We start from the raw sequence: 19714 nt of genomic DNA on the forward strand, positions 1-19714 counted from the left end.
GAAGTTTATAATGGCGCAAAAATTAGAAAAAGCAGTTTTTTCTAGGGAAATAAAAGGAGAATTGAAGCCTTTAATGAAAAAGGATAACTATCATAATATTTTTGCTTTGACTCTTGATTGGTTGGTGATTTTTGGAAGTGCTTATTTAAGTATATATACGGAAAGTATATTTATTTATCTACTCAGTATTATTTTAATTGGGAGTCGGATGCGAGCTTTTGACAATTTAATGCACGAAGCATGTCATCACTCATTATTTACTCCCAGCTATCCTTCATTTTAATTTAAAGAAGGCATACACTATTTTGATGCGAGATAAGAAGTATAGGGGAACACATCATTGTACAGTTTTTTCAAGACGCTGCCAGGTTTTATAGCGTAGTAAATGATATTTGTACACCCAATAGTAAAATGAAAGAGAGTTAATGTTATGCTACAACCAATTGTACATGGAATTCTATTAGCACTAGGTCTAATCCTGCCATTAGGAGCACAAAATGTTTTTGTATTTAATCAGGGAGCTAATCAAAAGAAATTTGTAAAAGCTTTACCAGTCGTAATAACAGCTGGACTGTGTGATACATTTTTAATAACAATTGCAGTTTTAGGTGTTTCATTGATTTTAATGTCTTTACCTATTTTACAGTTAGTTATATATATTATAGGACTTATATTTTTATTATATATGGCTTGGTCCTTATGGAATGAAAAGCCAAATAATTTAGAAAGCTACGACTCTATGAGTGCTAAAAAGCAAATTGGCTTTGCTTTATCAGTATCACTATTAAATCCTCATGCAATTATGGATACAATAGGTGTTATTGGGACAAGCGCTTCTGTTTATTCAGGTACAGAAAAATTATTGTTCAGTATTTCTACTATTATGGTTTCATGGATCTGGTTTATTTTATTAGCTGTATTAGGTAAAATGCTAGGTTCTATAGATAAAACTGGTAAATATATAATAATGTTAAATAAACTATCTAGTATTATAGTTATTATAGTTAGTTTAATTATTGTGAAAAATATCTTACGTTTAATCTTTTGATATAACCATTTATTTGCACTAATGTTGGCCGAGTGTTAATTGACTTTTTCTAATACAATAAGCACCCCTAAAGTTGAATTTTTTCGAGTCCAACTTTAGGGGTGCAGTATAATTTTATGGAATCATTAACTTTAACACTTTATTTATCGTGCAATGCTTCCTTTAATTCATCGCTAGAATTATTCCACATGTCAATGTCATGATTTTTTAAGAATTCACGGATAATATCAATATTTTCATCACCGATATGATTAATAACTACTTTATGTTTCATTGATTTATCCATCATATTCACGTGTTCCGGCATGCTCTTATAACCGCGGCGAATTTTCTTATTCACCATTAAATAGCATGCAGTCAAACCTGCGTAATAAGCACCATGTTCGCCACGTTCTGTAGTGACCCAGCACAACCAATATTCTTTAGCTTGCGGGCCTTCTACCGTTTCTTTATCGGTAATCCATTTCACGCCTTTTTCTACATCAGCACGTGCGTGCATCGCACCGATATCGATAAATGCTTCTTTAGATTGCAAGTCTATAAACACGGGTGCAACGTTATCTAAACTGATAGACCCTATATTGGTTCCTTTGTGTCCATCAAGCGGATCATTTTTAATAATGTTGAATTTAAAACCTTTATTCTCTGACAAAAGTCTCACCTCCAATAGTTTTTCAATGCTATTTTACTGTATCATCTGAAGCATTTCTAACACAATTTAATCAATTAAGTTCGTTTAAAATGCTGATAATACGTTCGCGTATTGCGTCATCTTCAATATTATAAATCAATTCTTTAGGGAAATATAATTTATAATCTTGGCGATTGATGCCCGTAATGCTCTGTATTACCATAGATTGGCTGCTGATTTCGCGTATCTTTCCATTACGTTGCAGCAAGTGAATCGGCTGGCGGTTAGACCCCGGGCGGTCATAATCATAAGGCAAGTCGGAGAATGACTCGCTGACAAAATAGTAATTCGGGTTGATTCCAGCTTCTTCAAAGAGTTCGCGCAACTCATTCATAGTAATAATCGAGCCGTCGAATGGCAAGAATTTGAATAGGTCACGGTTGATGAAACGGCGCGCTAAATCACTTAAAATTGGATCGCGTTCTTTAATCCACTCTTTTAAATAATAAAGGACTACCGCTTCATCCAAATCTACATATTGTTCAATCGTCATTGTGCCTTCAAAAAATGGAATGAAGTCAGTTGGAAAACGTTCGAATTCATATCCGTCTTGGTATAACTCTTTAGCCCGTTTCAATGTATTATTCAATAATACTTCTCCGCCACGGCTGACAGGATGGAAATAAATCTGCCAATACATTTGATAACGGCTCATTATAAAGTTCTCCACTGCATGCATGCCGCTTTCTTTAATCAGCACTTCATCTTTCGTCGGACGCATTAAACGCAGAATCCGTTCCATATCGAATTTACCGTAAGACACACCTGTAAAGTAGGCATCACGTTGCAGATAATCCATTCGGTCTGCATCGATTTGGGAAGATATCATCGAAATGACGAGTTTATTTTCATGTGTTTTATTAATCACCTCTGCCACTTCTTGCGGAAACGTCGGTGAAACACGACTGAGTACTTCGTTCACTTCTGTATCGCCAGTAATAATGGCTTGAGTGAATGCTTCATGGTCGGTATCAAAGATTTTTTCAAAGCTGTGAGAAAAAGGACCATGTCCTAAATCGTGTAAAAGTGCTGCACATAAGGCAAGCGGACGGTCTGCATCATTCCAAGCTTCTCTTCCTCTGAAAGATTCGTCTATAATCCGGCGTACGATTTCATAGACGCCGAGAGAATGGCCAAAGCGACTATGTTCTGCTGTGTGAAATGACAAATAAAGCGTTCCAAGTTGTTTAATTCTGCGCAATCGTTGAAATTCTTTTGTTTTAATCAAGTCCCAAATAACTTGATCTTTTACATGAATGTAACGATGAATCGGATCTTTGAATACTTTCTCTTCAAATAATTTTTTAGTGCCGTAATCTGTCTCTGACATCCGATTCCCCTCCTTGTAGATGATATTTCTGCAATTGATTCACTCAGAGTTCTTTTTTCATTAAAGCTAAGTCCATCACCTCGCCATACATTTCATGATGGTAGGCGCGTACTAGTTCAAAGCCGTGCTGTTTATAATATTCAACACCTTCTGTATTTTGATTATCTACTTCTAGATAAACTGCATCGTATTGGCCATTAAAATGTTTCAAGCCGGCTTCTAATAAATCAGTTCCGTACCCTTTACGTTGAGATTCTGGGCGTACATAGTGGGCGGATAAGAATAACTCGCTGCCATTAATAAAGTTGGCAAACCCTACAATCTCTCCGTCTTCTTCGGCTACTAAAAATAGCTGGTCTTTCAATCTTTTAGTTAAATGTTGTTCATTATATGCAGCTGCTAACAATTCGTTGACTGTTCTCGCAGCATAAATATTCAAATAAGTATTGTACCAAGCTTTTGTTGCGACATCTCTAATGCTCACGACATCTGCTGGTGTTGCTTCTCTTACTTTTCGCATGGCAAATCTCTCCTTATAAATTTCGAAAATAGTATTTTTATTATAGCATAGGTCCCAGTTTAGACGGGAGTGGAACGCTATATTACCTATGTTCTTTACCTTTTATTTTCCCTATTATTAAAGTGATAATGAATAGACAAATAATCAACACGAAAATCGTGATATTTGTCCAAAATTTGACTTGTTCGTTTGAATTGATCAAACGGATTAAAAAACTGATTAGCGTTAATACCACTAAGGTATATTGTACGATTTTAAGCGTTTTGTTCATTGTGATGCCCCCATTCAGTTTGGATTGCGAATTAAAGTGATACTTAAAATTTTTTCAAAATAAAACGAGGCAAGACAACTTTTCTGCCCTGCCTCCGTTAATGAACATCTGCAACGACTTGTATTCTACTTCGTTTCTTGCAGTGTTTTACTTTTACGTTTAAATTCTGAGTTCCATTTTTCAGCAATCCTTACTGCATACGTATCTTTCACAATCTCTCCTGGGGCATTTGCATTGCCGATTAAATAATCTTTAAGAGCTGCTCCTAAAAACTCAAGACTATATTCTATTTGATGCATGCAAGGTCTCGCTTTAATTTTAGGACAATCACCACCGACTAAAATCAAACGAAAATCTATCTGTGCCATTTTTTCTTTAAAATCTGGATAATCCGGATCTCTTAAAGTTTCAGACCAATGATCGATAAATGCTTTCATAGAAGCTGAGACGCTATACCAATAAACAGGTGACACTAATAAAACAGTGTCGCTTTTTAGTACCTGGTCTATAATAATTTTATAGTCATCATTGTAACTAGAGATGATTTGCTCGTCGTGTCTAACATCTCTGACTGGATTGAAACGATATTGAGTTAAATCAATCCAATTATAATCTAAATCTTGTAAAGTCATTTTTGCTAATTCTGCCGAGTTTCCTGCTGGTCTGCTACCTCCAAATAAAACTGTAATCATAAGACGCTTCCTCTCTTTATTTCAACGCTTTTAAAGACATTTTTATGTATCCTTTAATAATATTTAGTTGTGAACGTTTACATTACTTTATTATTATAAGGCACTTTATCTAAATATACCATTTTGATGAATCTTACATTAATTTTTTGTAAAAATAATGAATATTTTCGTTTAGGATGGGTATTTAAATTTTGTAAGTATTTCCCAAGTATCACACATAAATTAGGTGCTGGTACTAAAAAACTAAAAAAGGTGATTATAATATGGATGATACGAGCTTTGGTAACATTTATATTGACTCCCAACCTGTGACATTAGATTGGGACACTTTAGTAACAGACGAATCTGAAATGGAAGTCGATGGGATTCCGTCTTCAGTTATTGACATGTGGGTCAACAAAAAACAACTCATCCCTTCTTATACGAAGGATAATCTACGTCATTTCTATACTAAAGATGTTCTGAACGCTTGTCGGTCATATGTGAAAGTATACTAAGCAGCTATTAAAAATGCTTATTTTTCACTTATGAATTTTGTCGATATAGAAAGGACTATGCACTATTTTATTTATAAACATTCGAGACAGAATCTGAAATGAGTCGCTTTTAAATGAGTGAATGCGAAATTACAGATTCTGTCTCTTTTTTGTTGCTTGAATTAAGGTTTGTGCTTAAAATATTGTTAAAGTTTATTCACCTCGGAGGTACCTCAATATTAATATTATCCCCTATTATGAAGCCACACAATTACGTTCCCCACAGTATTCAGTTAATCAAAATGCTTATTTAGCAGCAAGAAGTGGCATTGAAGGTGAAAGGTTTTTTGATAACTTTTTACAATCACTTCCTAGTTGCCAGTATTTAAAGCGCATTGAATTTGGAGAATTTTCTTTTGTAGAGTTTGACTTTATTGTCTTTACTTGCGAAGCACTTTGCATTTTTGAAGTGAAACATTATCGTGGTCCTTATCTTTTGGAAGAAGGAAGTTTAGTGCATCAACATAATAAGAAAATTATTCATAAGAATCCTTTCAACCAATTGAATCGGGCCCAACTTCTTTTGCAATCAATGTTGCAAGAAATAGGCGTGAAGCTTCCCGTAATAAGTGCGCTAATTTTTACACATCCCGAATTTACACTTCTCAACCCACTCGCTTTGAAAAAACAAGGCACAGTTCTTCTTCGTTCTGAACTCAACCAATTGAAACAGACAGTGAAAGCCGGTTGCTTTAAGCGTAACATTCATATTATGAATGAACTGGTGAAAAAATCTTCTCCATGTAAAAATAAATATATCAAAGTAGAACGTCTGCCGTTCGATACTATGAAATCCGGATTACGTTGTCCTAAATGTCAGAAACTCACGTTCGAACCCCCACTTGCACGAAAGCGTTTATGGCGTTGCCCTCACTGTGAACATGAGTTAAAGCAAGTCGATTTGATTCAATGTAATTTAGTAGAATTGTTTATATGTAAAGGTGAGCCATTTTCATTGAGTGAAGCTATGAAATGGTGCAATTGTGAAAAGGGAAATAATAATCAACATAAGATGCTTTATAGAATCTTGATGACTACATTTAAACATGTCGGCATCACAAAGGATAGACGCTATTATCTAGAAATGGAGTTGTGGTAATTGCGGGATGGGCTGGCAGTATATGCGGAAGGTGGGGGCGGGGGTTGAGGTTTTCTAGACACTTCTCGAATTCTTGTGTCTAGATTACATGCTTTTCTAGACACTTCTCCAAATCTTGTGTCTAGATTACACCCTTTTCTAGACACTTCTCCAAATCTTGTGTCCAGATTACATGCTTTTCTAGACTCTTCTCCAAATCTTGTGTCCAGATTACACCCTTTTCTAGACACTTCTCCAAATCTTGTGTCCAGATTACACCCTTTTCTAGACACTTCTCAAATTCTTGTGTCTAGATTACACCCTTTTCTAGACACTTCTCGGAAACTTGTGTCCAGATTACACCCTTTTCTAGACACTTCTCGGAAACTTGTGTCCAGATTACACCCTTTTCTAGACACTTCTCGGAAACTTGTGTCCAGATTACACCCTTTTCTAGACACTTCTCGAATTCTTGTGTCCAGATTACACCCTTTTCTAGACACTTCTCCAAATCTTGTGTCCAGATTACACCCTTTTCTAGACACTTCTCAAATTCTTGTGTCTAGATTACACCCTTTTCTAGACACTTCTCTGAAACTTATGTCTAGTTTACACATTTCCACCCACCTAGCCCTCGCCGTATAATCTCACATCAACTAAAATAAAGGGAACTGAGATATAATAATGAATATCTCAGTTCCCTTTTCTCTATCATCACTTGGCTTGTTTACGTTTTGCCAATTTCTCTTTAAGTTTACGATCTTGCTCTTCTTTTCGACGTTTACGTTCTTCGTTACGCTTACGCAAGCGCTCTTCTTCTTCTGGGTCGCGTGGTTTTTGGAGTTGTTTTTCAACTTTTTCCATTAATTCGTCTTCCGTCAAAGCTGCAAGAGGACGGTTGTTTACGAAAGCGAATGTTTTTCTGCGACCTGGACCGCAGTATGATTGGCACCCTATTTCAATTTCAGCTTCGGGATCTAATTTCTTCAATTTTCTTTCTAGGGATTTGCAATTGACGGCTTGGCAATCATCACAAATCAAGAATTTGTTTTGCACTGCTCTGTCCACCTCTCTTTATCTATTAATCAAGTTCTCATTAAGTTCATTTTTCATCGTATTTCAACTTTATCTATTTTACCCTTTTTCCGTAAAATTTCAAGCGTAAATTCGCGCCTCGAGCACCTTAACGACCTCTCGCGCCACTTTCAACTTACCGTCCTGAGCACTCTCATCCAAACACAACGTAAAAAAACTGCCTGGCCGCATATTCACCTGTTTGCGGTTCGACAGCTTCTCGTTCTTTATTGACCTTGATAGACGTGAAACGGTAGCGGCTTGATTTTTGACGCTCTCCAACTGTTATAAATCGCAGCGCGTTCTTTATGCTCGCCCAAAATAGCGATGCCGCAATCTCCGCCGCCTGCGCCTGATGTTTTGGCAGCTGCGCCGTATGTCTCAGCAATATCACATAATAATTTTAATTGCGGTGTTTCAATATCAACATTCGCCTCTTGATCCATTTGTTGGATAATAGAGCGATTACGACGAATCATAGCTTGAACACCTTTTAAATTATTGGTTTTAAATGCATAAATCAAACGTTCCACACAAGATTGTGATTGTTCTAGGAAATGACCGTAGAAAATCGGATCGGATTTCAAACGTTTGACTTCACTCACTAAATAAGGGGAAGAGGCTGGAGAGCCGGTCCATCCGATTAACACTTCCATATTTTCGGGAGCTTGAAGCGGTTCAGTATAAAGTCCAGGCCAGTTTTTCTTTACTACTTCGGCTACAGATGAAGTTTCGATTTGCTGCATGACCCAGTCATGGTCGAAAGTGCTGTAAGCGAGCCATCCGGTAAAGACACTGACCGCAATATCGCCGCATGAACTTAAACTTTGTAATTTCATATTCGCGATGACAGCCAACTTATAAATGTTCAAGTTAGCTAAATCGAGTTCATAAAACTCATTTAATACCTTTACGACCGAAACCAGCACTGCTGCACTGGAGCCAAGCCCATATTTATGACCAGAAGCATCATCTAAGTTGCTGTCAATCACTAAGTCAAAATGCTTTAATTCTTTGCCGCAGCTCTTAGCATATTGCTCAAATACTTCTACTGCAGTAATCACGTACTTTAATTGGTTAGCAGCGTTGGTATCTGATACTACAATTTTATCTGCTTCTCTTTGAAAAGTAATCGGTTCATGGTGCAGCGTTTTTGAATGGATAGTCCCTGTTGCAGCTGAAGCTTCTTCAATCGTAGCTGTAACAAAACGGTCCACAGCTATTAATACTGACTTATAGCCGGGCTCTGTCACCGCATATTCTCCTGCGATATATAATTTACCGGGCGCTTTGACTTGAATCATAATGCATCTTCCTCATCTAGAATTTCAATACCTATGCCGATGTCGCTGGCAATAATTTGTTCTGGAGCAAAATATGAAGTGAGTTTATCAATCACTGCTTGCTGATCTTTCTTTTGAACTAGTACTTTCACATTAGGTCCGGCATCCATAGTGAAGTAAGCTGGGATACCCGCTTCTCTGCATTCATGTACAAGCGACATCGCTTCATAACTATCAGCAACTAAGTAAGTAAATGGAGGTTGCGCGCCTAAATTTGTTGCATGCATGCGTAAACCATTGGCTTCCAACACTTCTCCCAAACGTTTAAAGTCTTTCTCTTGAATTGCCGCTTCGGCTTCTGCAATATCTGCTTCAACGTGATCCAACCAATATTGATAAAAACGCGAAGTATTACGGGTTAAAGACATACCTGTACGGCTTTTCACTTTCTTAGATCGGTTATTAATCACTACAAAAATCATAGACAGTTCGTCTTCCCAATGATCTGCATCGATAGGATGGCTGTATGAAGAAGCATCATCGTGTCCTTTTTCCCATTCAGCAAAACCGCCGAAGATGCTTCTGCATGCAGAACCAGAACCGCGTCTTGCAAGTCTTGATAAATCTTGATTTGAAAGTCCCATATCTAACGCTTCGTTACAAGCCGCTGCGAGCGCTGCAAAGGCACTTGCTGAAGAAGCTAAGCCCGCTGCTGTCGGTACAAAGTTCGTGCTGTCGATACGTGCTTTAAGTTCAGTCCCTGCACGTTCTCTGACTAAATCTAAATAAGCAGAAATTTTTTGTGTTTCCTTTTCATTTGCTTCTTCGCCATTCAAAAAGAAAGTATCTTTTGTGAATGCTGCATCAAAGGTTGCACGTGTTTCTGTATAAAATTTGTCCAGCGTCAAAGAGATACTATTATTCATCGGGATAATGAGTGCCTCATCTGCTTTTCCCCAATACTTAATTAACGCAATATTAGTATGCGCTCTTGCTTTGCCAGTTTTCGCCACTTTGAATTACCCTCCTAAACTCTCTATCCAAGTATGCTGTGCGCCAGCTTTCGTCACTGCTTTTACTACTTTTTTAGCAGTAGCATAATCCTTAACAAGCGTAATCATACTTCCGCCGCGTCCGCTTCCCGTCAACTTGCCTGCCACTGCGCCTGCTTGTTTGGCAGCACTCAACAATTTGTCAATCTTTGGATGGCTTACAGTTAATGTTGCTAAGTAGGACTGACATTCGTTAAATATTTCTGCCAGCAAATCAAAGTTGCGCGTTGTAATAGCTTGATTCGCTGAGTGAACGAGTTGTCCGATACGTTCAATAAATTGTTTATTTTCATGATTATTATCGACTAATTCATGGACATCATGTACAGCTTCTTTGGTATTCCCTTTTATACCGGTATCCAAAACTACCATATAGCCAGGTAGTTGCAAAGATTCTAAAGAAGTGAACACACCTTTTTGGAACCAAGTCGGTTGATTAGAAACAATGGTTTGTGCATCAACACCACTCGGTTTGCCGTGCGCAATCATTTCTGCCCAATTGACATGTTCAATTAATTCTTCATCACTCAATGGTTTGTCTAAATAATTGAAAGCTGCTCTCGTAAAGGCTACTGCAACTGCGGCACTGGAACCTAAACCTCTAGATGGAGGGAGCTTGGCATCAATTTTAATCATAACAGGTGATTGGATATGACTCTCTGCTTCGAATCTGCTGATTAAGGCATGAAGATGTTCTGGAGCATAAGCAACTTCCCCTTCATATACATCACTTATCATCGTTGAAACAGCTAATTCAGGCATTTCTTCAATTGTGACCTTTACTTTCCCTGACGAAAAAGGAATTGCAATCGCAGGTTCACCGAATGTGACCGCATGTTCTCCAACTAATATAATTTTACCGTTTGATTCCCCGTAGCCTTTTCGTGTCATACTCTCATCACCTTTAACACTTTCCCAAATTTCTCGAAGGATACCTATGCATCGCTTGTGTGCATGCCAAAACAGCCAGCCACTTTCTTTCTATACTTATCAATGACTAGTTGGATTCTTAATTAAAGCATTCTTCTCATATACTTATTGTCTTTATATACTCTATTTATTTTAAACATTTCGCTTAAATATTACTATAATTTTTCGGAAAATGTTTAAATACCGTCTTATTATAACTTAACTTTTACTCAATTCTATCGTACTTAAGATGTAAAAATTAAGACCTGCTAATAAACTTCTCTCTTATTTTACCTAAAACTACAAATGATTTAAATGATTTAGACATAAATTTGTCATAAAACTCTACGATTATTTTCTATCGATACGCACAAATAAGAGATGTGCCAGCGTTGCAGCTATTCACATCTCCCTATTTTAATCATCCATTTTTGCATTAATTTTCGCGTTGCGTTCTATCATGCGATCGAAATATTTTTCAAAACGCATCCATTCTTCATCAGTAACTGGATCCATATTCAAAGTAGCCCCTAACGCTTTGAGCGCATAAAGCAATTTGAACATTACCTCATTGACAGTGAGCGGATGTCCGAGCAACTCTTCTAATGACGCCATACAAAATGGGTCAATATCTGGATACTTGAATTTCGTTTCTTCGTCTTGCAGTGCACGTTGATAGAAATGACGCATCATTTCAGCTCTTTCAGTTCCGGAGCCTTCAACACATAAATAAATTTGGACTGCAATCCCGCCGCGTACACGTCTTTGTGAAATACCGGCAAATTTTTTATCGTTTATACTTAAATCAAACTTTCCTGGACAGTACGAACGTTCGATTTCTTTAGTATCAATTTGAACGTGCTCATCTTCAAACATTTTACAGATGAGTTCATACATCAAATTGAAAGCTTCATCGATAGAAACCTCAGTCTTCCCTTTGAAAATTAAAGAGATATTTAAAATACCTTGATCTAGTACAACACCTAAACCGCCAGAATTGCGCACAATCACATTGTAACCACATTCATCGACCAAATAACGAATTCCATCACTTAAATGCGGCAAACGTGCATCATGCGTCCCTAATATAACGGTGTGCTGGTGAATCCAAGTACGAATCACACTGCATGACAAATCCTTGCCCGTACTTTCTGAAAAGGTATCATCAAACGCGAATGACTGCATCGGCGCTAAACCTGTTGAATGATCGATGTAGCGCCAATCTGAGTCATTAAAATATTTTTGCACTAAATCCATTATTGTAAAGTTTGTGCTGCAGTGATGATTGATAAATTATAGACATCTTCAGTAGAGCAACCGCGTGATAAGTCGTTTACTGGTGAATTCAAACCTTGCAATACTGGTCCGATAGCTTCATATCCGCCTAAACGTTGTGCGATTTTATAGCCGATATTACCCGCTTCTAAGCTTGGGAAGATAAATACGTTAGCGTCACCTTTGATTTTTGCATCGGGTGCTTTTTTCGCTGCTACTTTAGGAACGATAGCCGCATCAAATTGGAATTCTCCGTCAATAACGACATCAGTCAAACCTTCTTCTTCCGCTTTTTCTTGTGCTTGTTTAGTAGCTGATTCTACTTTTTCTACATCATCAGATTTCGCTGAACCTTTAGTTGAGAAGCTTAATAAAGCAACACGCGGATCCATACCGAAACTTTTAGCTGTTTTCGCACTTTCTACTGCAATTTCTGCTAAGTCTGCCGCTTCTAAAGTAGGGTTGATAGCACAATCGCCGAATACATATTGCTCGTCACCTTTAATCATAAAGAAGACACCTGATGTTTTAGATACACCTGGTTTAGTTTTAATAATTTGCAATGCTGGACGTACAGTGTCTCCAGTTGAATGTGCTGCACCGCTTACAAGTCCGTCCGCTTTGCCTGTATACACAAGCATTGTTCCGAAGTAATTTACATTGTTCAACATATCTTCCGCTTGTTCTTTTGTAGCTTTGCCTTTACGACGTTCAACAAAAGCTTCAACAAGTTCTGGTTTCAAATCACTTGTTTCCGGTGTAATAATTTCAATACCAGAAATATCTAAACCTTTTGCTTCAGCAAGTGCTTGAACTTTGTCAGCGTTACCTAAAACAATAGGCGTTACATAATCAGTTGAATGTAATTTTACTGCTGCTGTCAATACACGTTCATCTTCACCTTCCGGCAACACGATTTTAACGTTTTTTCCTGAAAGTTTGTCTTGTAATACATTTAATAAACTAGGCATAATGTCCTCCTCAAATTTACGAGTTTTATTTTTTACCATCCTTAATTATACGCCATTTGCAGCAACATTTCACGCAGTAAAACATAATCAATATCTATGATTTCAATCACGCTTTATGATAGAATTTTTAGTGAAATAACAGATAGTAAAAGGAGCGATTTAAATGAGTCAAGCAGCAGAAACTTTAGATGGATGGTATAGCCTCCATTTATTCTATGCAGTAGATTGGCCTACATTGCGTCTTGTACCTGATGAAGACCGTATTCAAATCGTTCAAGAATTCCATGACTTCTTGGACAAATTAGCATCAGTACGTGATGACCATAATGGTGACCACGCACTTTATAATATTACAGGTCAAAAAGCAGACATTCTTTTATGGGTGCTACGCCCTGAAATGCAAGAATTGAACTCAATCGAGCTCGCACTTAATAAATTACGTATTGCGGATTATTTAGTTCCTACTTATTCATATGTTTCTATCATCGAACTCAGCAACTACTTGGCTGGCAAATCAGATGAAGACCCATATGAAAATCCGCATGTAAAAGCACGTTTATATCCTGAATTACCACATTCAGACTATATTTGTTTCTATCCTATGAATAAACGTCGTAATGAAACATACAACTGGTATATGTTATCAATGGAAGAACGTAAGAAATTGATGTATGACCACGGTATGATTGGTCGTAAATATGCTGGTAAAATCAAACAATTTATTACAGGATCAGTCGGCTTTGATGATTACGAATGGGGCGTGACATTATTCGCGCAAGACCCATTACAATTCAAGAAAATCGTATATGAAATGCGCTTTGATGAAACAACAGCGCGTTATGGCGATTTCGGCAGCTTCTTCGTAGGTCACATCCTACCAGAAGAAACATTAGAAACATTCTTTAGATTATAAGATATGAGTCAGGACATCTCGAGCAGAGATGTCCTTTTTAATATGAGAATTTACTATGTATGAACACGAAAGGAACTTGCCTACTCTCTAGAAGCAAGTTCCTTTTTCATTATTATCTATTTAAATATATTGTTTCTATGAAAAATAAAGACAGATGACTGCACAACGTTAAGAAGTGAGCGACACCTATGTACCACATGCACGCTGCCTGTCTAACACAGCTCAAATAATAGTGGCACTGACCAAAGGCATCTCTCACTCTCAATGCCGGCAGTATCTGCCTTTCAAGCGCACACATGTATGGCTTGTAAATACAGTGTCGCTCATCCCTTGTGTAGTGTCCTTGGAGAACTTTGCCACTACTTGTTAGCTGGTTAACTGTGAAACGATGCCAACCGTCGCTACCCAGTTAACAAGCTTCAACAGCCAACCACTTTAACTTTAACCGTTTTGAAATATTTGAAACATAACATAATGATTAAAACATTATTTCTCAATACATTTAATTCTAATAAATTTTCTATTTTCTGAAATTATAAATATACGCAATCTAGTCATAGAGATAATTAAACAAATAGCTTTATAAAGGCTTCACATAACTACCACTCTATTATTTTTAATTTATATTCTTAATTTACTAAGTTATTAGAATAGACTTTTTCCTTTGAATCATTCTTTTTAAGATAAGAAAAATATTTTCATTTTCGCCCCTTTTTAAATCTTTCTTTTCAAAAGTTTTACAGGAATATTACAAAATAATTCCTTGAGTATCTGTAGTTTTTAAGACATAATCGTAATAACTCCTATAATTTTCACAAAAGTCGGAAATTATATATTTATAAATAATAGTTATTAAATGAGTGATGAGATGATTTTGGATAATAGAAATAGTTATATTGAAGATACGCCTGAGGAAAAGTTGGCTAAGGATGCGATTATGTTAGCGGGCCGTATTTTGCTGGAATCGGGTGCTGAAGGTACACGGGTGGAAGGTACGATGAACCGGATGGCTGAAACGTTGGGGTATCGTGAGAGTAATAGTTTTGTGACGAATACGGTGATCAACTTTCTGCTTGATAATCAGACAACACCGCGAATGTATCGGATTGAGTCGCGAGATACGAATTTGATTAAGATTTCTCAAACGAATTCTGTGTCGCGAAAGTTAAGTGCTGGGCAGATGACGCTTGAGGAAGCTTATGAGAGGTTGAAGCGGATTTATAAAGCGCAACAAACGCATGATTTAATTTATAAAGGGATTGCGGCGGCTATTATTTCCGTTAGTTTCTTGTATTTGCAGACGGGTAATTTTGTGGATATTTTGGCCACTATATTTGCGGGCAGTTTAGGTTATTTGGTGGTTGAATCGTTGTATCGTGCTAATTTGAAGACCTTGTTTATTCCTGAATTTCTAGGTTCGGCGGTTATTGGAGCGATTGCTATTTTCGGACATACGATGATTCCTGATGGTTCTTTATCTGCCATTATTATTGCTGCAGTTATGCCGATTGTACCAGGAGTGTTGATTACTAATGCGATTCAAGATTTGTTCGGCGGGCATATGATGATGTTTACGACGAAATCTTTAGAAGCACTCGTGACTTCGTTCGGCATCGGAGCAGGCGTCGGCACGATGTTATTAATTTTTTAGAAGGAGAATGCTTATGTTTTGGTTATTAAACTTTATTTTCAGTTGTATCGCTTCTCTCTTCTTCTGTATTATTTTCGATGCGCCTAAACGGATGTATATGTGGGCGGGCCTAGTAGGTGCTTGTGGTTGGATGGTTTATATCGTCTTATTCCGCGGCCTAGAATTACATACCATCTATGCTTCCTTCTTCGGCAGTTTAGCCTTAGGTCTCTTAAGTCATATTATGGCCCGTATTAAAAAGGAACCTGTGATCATCTTTATGGTACCTGGTATTATACCGCTTGTTCCTGGAGGACTTGCATTTGATACTACAAAGAGTCTGGTTATTCTGCAATTCGGCAACGCAGTGAAAACAATGTTAGAAGTCACTTTGATTGCCGGTGCGATTGCGGCCGGTTTGTTATTCGCAGATCAAATTGCCCGCTTGGTGGTTAGTGGAAAAAGCACTTTGCTGAAAAAGCAGTCTCTTAAATAAAAAAAATCAATCAATTTTGAATGAACAGTGAGGAACGTGAACATTTTGAGTTTCTTTACTGTTCTTTTTTATAATATTTTTGCGAAAAGGATTGCAGTTATTATTCAGAATATTTAAAATATAATCAAGAGATAATATTATTGATCATAAAATGAAAGAAGGCAATGACATCATGCAAAAACTCAAATTTCATTTTAAAGGCAGCCCTTCGGAAATTCGTTATTTAGAAGCACAGCAAAAAGAAGGTTATATGCTGACGAATATTAAAAACGGCATTTATACTTTCGAGAAAAATCCAGCCGTTAAAGATACTCAACTGCAAGTGACCTTTGCTAAGACGGAGGATTTGAAAGAAGCAGACACCCATCAAGAAAACAGTCCATTTCTGTCCGTTTTTGCGAAACAGCTGAATTACTCTAAATACACAGTACTTTACAGCTACTTAGAAGAAAAAGATAATCCACTTTATAATTTAGCAGATACAAAAGTTGCAGAACATGAATATCTCAGTTTTTTCAAACGTATTATTTTTAGTTTAGCAGTTCTCACTATGTTGATTTGTGTAGCGTTGTGGGCTTACTTTACTGCACTTGGCAAACCATCGTCTACACTTGTGATACCCATAGAAATTATGATAGGTATCTTTGTAGTATTATTGATTATCAACATTTTAATCAATCGTCGTATCAGAAAGCATTGTCCTAAACCGGAAGATGAACTCTATCTCAGCTATTCTGTTTCTATTAAAGGTACGGGTCAAAAACCTGACGTCAGTCATTTGAAATATCTTGGTGCTTGGCGTTACCAAACAGAAAAAGACGATAAGTATTATTATAATTTGTTTAGCAAAGAACCTAAGGAAGTTATTTTAGAAGATATAAGCAAAAAATTAAATATTCCTGAAAAAGATATTTATATCTATTCTCAATTTGATTTGTTCCCTGTTTATATGCATTTCTAGATAACTGACAAATAAAGGAAGTGATGCCATGAATTGGAAAGCAACCCATTCGATATTTTTACAACACTACTCATCATTTTATTGTGCGGATCTTATTTGATGATTACCGATTACTTATCACATAGCCCTATACTTTTAGATAAAAGTAACTGTATTGATTTATTAGAATATGGTTTCTTATCTTTTATTGTTCTGAATCTAATTCAAACTAACCACATGAACCAGCGAAACTAAGGTTACAATATAAATACGCATACTTTCACGAACCAGAAGTATGCGTATTTATATTATTTGTCTTTCGATTTAAAAGGTTTCCTAAATAAGCTAGCTATAATTACAATAGATACACCACTTAAAAATGTGACAGGATCAATGATATCTAACTTATAATTCACTAAAAGTATAACGCCAACAATTATAACTAAAACGACTAACTTCTTGATGTTCATGTTGCCACCTACCCATTTCTTCAACAGAAACAGTGCCTCTCTTTTTAGATTTGAAATAACAAAGCCAACCTACATATTTAAATTATAATATAAAACACAATATAATATACAGAAGTTCTTTTACACAAGTATGATAGCCATTACTTCCTTTTTAAGCATTAAGGAAATAACGGCTATTGTTTACTCATCTGATTTAGATTTGCCGAATCGTTGTTTCACAAAGTATATAATACCGATAATAAGTAAAATAATTAAGACAATAAGTACAATACTTGAGAATGAATCGAATGCGGCAGAAATCTGCGGCCATGCTTCACCAGCTTGTTGACCAAGTAGGACGAGTACTGTATTCCAAATTAGTGTTCCAAGTGTAGTTAAGATTAAAAACGATGCGAGCGGCATATTAGTTGTACCTGCTGGAATTGAAATCAGACTTCTGATAACTGGAATAAAGCGCGCAAAGAAGACGATTTTCTTACCGTGATTATCAAACCAGTGATCAGCTTTCTCTAAATCTTCCGCTTTAAAACGCAGTATCTTGCCTGTTTTGCCATTTGCTAATTTCTGCAAACGTTCTATAGATAAGAAGCGTCCAATAAAGTACAGCACGATGGCACCAAATACAGAACCAAGAGTTGCAGCAATAATTACACCAATGACATGCATCTTAGAATGCAGGGTTAAAAAGCCGCTGAAAGTTAAAATCAACTCTGATGGGATGGGTGGAAAAATGTTTTCTAAAGCAATTAATAAGAAAACACCGAGGTACCCAAATTGATCGATAAATTGCTCGACCATTTTTTCCATATTGTTCCTCCTAAGTTATTTTAAACAAACAAATTCAAAGTGTGATTTTGTTTGTTTTTAATAACGTATATAATTTCATAACCCATTGCAAGTAATATCATTATAGGTATTTTATCAGTTAAAAAAGAAGCAATGAAAACCAAGACGCGTTTTCATCGCTTCTGTATTTTTATGAATTAGTTTTTCTCTTTTGTGGGTCCCTGCTCTCCAGGGCTTTCTTTTTCTGAATCGGGTTCGTCTATCATGGATTCAACTTTAGCTTGGCTGGTGTCTAGGATTAAGCGACTGAGTTCGTCTTTGTTAATGTTCTTCAGTTTAGGATAACGGACGACAAAGAAGATGAGTCCGAGTATCAACCAACCGGCTAAGGCGATATAGGATGGTACGGATAGTGCAGCGGGTGATCCTGGAATAAGTAGTAGTCCTAGGAAGATGGCTGCAAAGATTGAACCGATAATGGCAAAGGTCTTGTAGATGGGTGCGTAGGTGTTGCTTGCCTTGTTATAGCTGAATAGTTTCGCTGCTGATAAGCATGTGATGAGATAGGCTACGGATACGCCTGTTGAGGACATATCGACAATCCATGTCAGTGCGGTACGTCCTAGCCATGGTGCGATTAAGGTTAATGCGACTAGGAAGATAATCGCGACGTATGGTGTTTTATAGACGGGATGCAGTTTGCTGAAGACTTTCGGCATGATGCCTGAACGCCCCATTGAGAAGAGGAGTCTGCTGGCACTCATTAGGAAACCGTTGAGTCCTGTAAAGATTCCCATGATAATTGCAATCGCAAGTACTGCAAGTCCGACGTAACCGAATGCTGATTTTGTAACTGCTCCTGTCACCCATAGATTACCGTTTAAGCTTGAACCGCTTTTGCCTAGCCATGCAGTGTATAAGATCATCAAAATGTATGTACCTGCTGCAGCAAGTAAGCTGTAAACGATCAGTTTAAAGGTTTTGTTAGGTGAAAAGCTGAATTCTTCTGCTGTTTGCGGAATATTGTCGAATCCGACGTATGCCCATGGTGCGACAGCGACAATCATGATAATAGATGTAAACCATCCTTCATGTGCGGCTGTTAAAGGCTGCAAGTTGCTGAACGCAAAGTCCTTTCCGAAAAATGAACCGAAGAACATGAGTAATACGACAATGACCATAGCCACGCAGAAATAATACTGCAAGCTGCCTGATACGTGGGCACCGCGAATGGTAATCAACATAAATACGAGTAATAAAACAGTAGCAATGATGATTTCAGTTAAATAAACATCCCATCCTGCAATAGTATATAGCTTGCCGTGTTCTAGCACGCCTGGCAACATAAATTTCAACAGTAAACTAAAGGCGGTGGCGTTCAAGGCCACTACGCAAATGTAACCGAATGTCAGGAACCATGATGAGAAGAAACTGACATAACGTCCGAAACTTAAGTAACTGAATGCAAATGCACCGCCGGAAACTGGAAAGTGTTCGACGAGCGCTCCGTAACTGACGGCGATAACAATCATCAGTAATGCCCCGATGGTAATTCCGATGGCTGCGGAAATGGAACCGGATTGTTTAATCCAGTCACCCGGCAGGATAAAGGAACCCCAACCGATACATGAGCCATATGCAATGGCCCACACGAATTTCTCTGATAGGTTTTGCTGTAAATCTCCACGATCTACTTTTTTATGGATATTTTCTTTATTTGTCTGTCCCATAATAAAAAACTCACCTCAT

The 19714-nt window shown here is 37.2% G+C and carries 19 protein-coding genes and 1 pseudogene; 8 read left to right on the forward strand and 12 right to left on the reverse strand.

The window, feature by feature from the left end:
• Positions 1 to 10: 10 nt before the first annotated feature.
• Both CKV71_RS12800 and CKV71_RS11050 read left to right on the forward strand, forming a co-directional pair.
• A pseudogene (locus tag CKV71_RS12800) lies at positions 11 to 271 on the forward strand (fatty acid desaturase family protein); the annotation flags it as partial.
• Positions 272 to 430: 159 nt separating this feature from the next.
• On the forward strand, positions 431 to 1048 hold the full coding sequence (locus CKV71_RS11050) for a LysE/ArgO family amino acid transporter (protein WP_095106762.1): 618 nt from the start codon (positions 431 to 433) through the stop codon (positions 1046 to 1048).
• A gap of 139 nt (positions 1049 to 1187) precedes the next feature.
• Here the strand turns inward: CKV71_RS11050 and CKV71_RS11055 are convergent, their stop codons facing one another.
• The 4 genes from CKV71_RS11055 to CKV71_RS11075 form a co-directional block, all read right to left on the reverse strand.
• Positions 1188 to 1715: a YwhD family protein gene (locus CKV71_RS11055; protein WP_167376373.1), complete on the reverse strand. Its 528-nt coding sequence runs from the start codon at positions 1713 to 1715 to the stop codon at positions 1188 to 1190.
• 55 nt (positions 1716 to 1770) lie between these two features.
• Positions 1771 to 3069, reverse strand: a complete 1299-nt coding sequence (locus CKV71_RS11060; protein ID WP_095106766.1) for an HD domain-containing protein — start codon at positions 3067 to 3069, stop codon at positions 1771 to 1773.
• Positions 3070 to 3112: 43 nt separating this feature from the next.
• Positions 3113 to 3589, reverse strand: a complete 477-nt coding sequence (locus CKV71_RS11065; protein ID WP_095106768.1) for a GNAT family N-acetyltransferase — start codon at positions 3587 to 3589, stop codon at positions 3113 to 3115.
• A 396-nt stretch (positions 3590 to 3985) separates the two neighbouring features.
• The gene (locus CKV71_RS11075; protein ID WP_095106772.1) at positions 3986 to 4552 is read right to left on the reverse strand and encodes a flavodoxin family protein; all 567 of its coding nucleotides are present in this window, start codon (positions 4550 to 4552) and stop codon (positions 3986 to 3988) included.
• A gap of 263 nt (positions 4553 to 4815) precedes the next feature.
• On the opposite strand from CKV71_RS11075, the gene CKV71_RS11080 reads away from it, so the two are divergent.
• Positions 4816 to 5049, forward strand: coding sequence for a hypothetical protein (locus tag CKV71_RS11080; RefSeq protein ID WP_095106774.1), 234 nt, complete (start codon positions 4816 to 4818; stop codon positions 5047 to 5049).
• Positions 5050 to 5356: 307 nt separating this feature from the next.
• Positions 5357 to 6187 (forward strand): nuclease-related domain-containing protein, encoded by an 831-nt coding sequence (locus CKV71_RS11085; protein WP_231917616.1) that lies wholly within the window; start codon positions 5357 to 5359, stop codon positions 6185 to 6187.
• A 693-nt stretch (positions 6188 to 6880) separates the two neighbouring features.
• Here CKV71_RS11085 and CKV71_RS11095 read toward each other — a convergent pair.
• The 6 genes from CKV71_RS11095 to pta all read right to left on the reverse strand — a co-directional run bounded on the left by CKV71_RS11095 (position 6881) and on the right by pta (position 12730).
• A complete protein-coding gene (locus CKV71_RS11095; protein WP_095106780.1) occupies positions 6881 to 7222 on the reverse strand; it encodes a YuzB family protein in 342 nt (113 codons plus the stop codon).
• A 245-nt stretch (positions 7223 to 7467) separates the two neighbouring features.
• Positions 7468 to 8544: a phosphomevalonate kinase gene (locus CKV71_RS11100; RefSeq protein WP_095106783.1), complete on the reverse strand. Its 1077-nt coding sequence runs from the start codon at positions 8542 to 8544 to the stop codon at positions 7468 to 7470.
• Positions 8541 to 9536, reverse strand: a complete 996-nt coding sequence (mvaD, locus tag CKV71_RS11105) for a diphosphomevalonate decarboxylase (protein WP_095106785.1) — start codon at positions 9534 to 9536, stop codon at positions 8541 to 8543. The genes CKV71_RS11100 and mvaD overlap by 4 nt, the downstream gene beginning before the upstream one ends.
• 6 nt (positions 9537 to 9542) lie before the next feature.
• Complete coding sequence (mvk, locus tag CKV71_RS11110; protein ID WP_095106786.1) at positions 9543 to 10466, reverse strand: mevalonate kinase; 924 nt, start codon at positions 10464 to 10466, stop codon at positions 9543 to 9545.
• Between the two features lie 435 nt (positions 10467 to 10901).
• The gene (locus CKV71_RS11115; RefSeq protein WP_095106788.1) at positions 10902 to 11741 is read right to left on the reverse strand and encodes a lipoate--protein ligase family protein; all 840 of its coding nucleotides are present in this window, start codon (positions 11739 to 11741) and stop codon (positions 10902 to 10904) included.
• Positions 11741 to 12730, reverse strand: coding sequence for a phosphate acetyltransferase (gene pta, locus CKV71_RS11120; RefSeq protein WP_095106789.1), 990 nt, complete (start codon positions 12728 to 12730; stop codon positions 11741 to 11743). Before pta ends, CKV71_RS11115 begins: the two co-directional genes overlap by 1 nt.
• Positions 12731 to 12893: 163 nt before the next feature.
• On the opposite strand from pta, the gene hemQ reads away from it, so the two are divergent.
• The 4 genes from hemQ to CKV71_RS11140 all read left to right on the forward strand — a co-directional run bounded on the left by hemQ (position 12894) and on the right by CKV71_RS11140 (position 16730).
• A complete protein-coding gene (gene hemQ, locus CKV71_RS11125; RefSeq protein ID WP_095106790.1) occupies positions 12894 to 13643 on the forward strand; it encodes a hydrogen peroxide-dependent heme synthase in 750 nt (249 codons plus the stop codon).
• Between the two features lie 868 nt (positions 13644 to 14511).
• Entirely contained in the window at positions 14512 to 15294 is a 783-nt protein-coding gene (locus CKV71_RS11130) for a threonine/serine exporter family protein (protein ID WP_095106791.1), read from the forward strand.
• A gap of 13 nt (positions 15295 to 15307) precedes the next feature.
• Positions 15308 to 15769, forward strand: coding sequence for a threonine/serine exporter family protein (locus tag CKV71_RS11135; RefSeq protein WP_095106793.1), 462 nt, complete (start codon positions 15308 to 15310; stop codon positions 15767 to 15769).
• Positions 15770 to 15941: 172 nt separating this feature from the next.
• Entirely contained in the window at positions 15942 to 16730 is a 789-nt protein-coding gene (locus tag CKV71_RS11140; protein WP_157738602.1) for a DUF2812 domain-containing protein, read from the forward strand.
• A gap of 629 nt (positions 16731 to 17359) precedes the next feature.
• Here the strand turns inward: CKV71_RS11140 and CKV71_RS11145 are convergent.
• Both CKV71_RS11145 and CKV71_RS11150 read right to left on the reverse strand, forming a co-directional pair.
• The gene (locus CKV71_RS11145) at positions 17360 to 17986 is read right to left on the reverse strand and encodes a DedA family protein (RefSeq protein ID WP_095106795.1); all 627 of its coding nucleotides are present in this window, start codon (positions 17984 to 17986) and stop codon (positions 17360 to 17362) included.
• A gap of 176 nt (positions 17987 to 18162) precedes the next feature.
• Complete coding sequence (locus CKV71_RS11150; RefSeq protein ID WP_095106797.1) at positions 18163 to 19695, reverse strand: APC family permease; 1533 nt, start codon at positions 19693 to 19695, stop codon at positions 18163 to 18165.
• Positions 19696 to 19714 lie beyond the last annotated feature (19 nt).

The organism is Staphylococcus piscifermentans (genome assembly GCF_900186985.1).
Classification (GTDB): domain Bacteria; phylum Bacillota; class Bacilli; order Staphylococcales; family Staphylococcaceae; genus Staphylococcus; species Staphylococcus piscifermentans.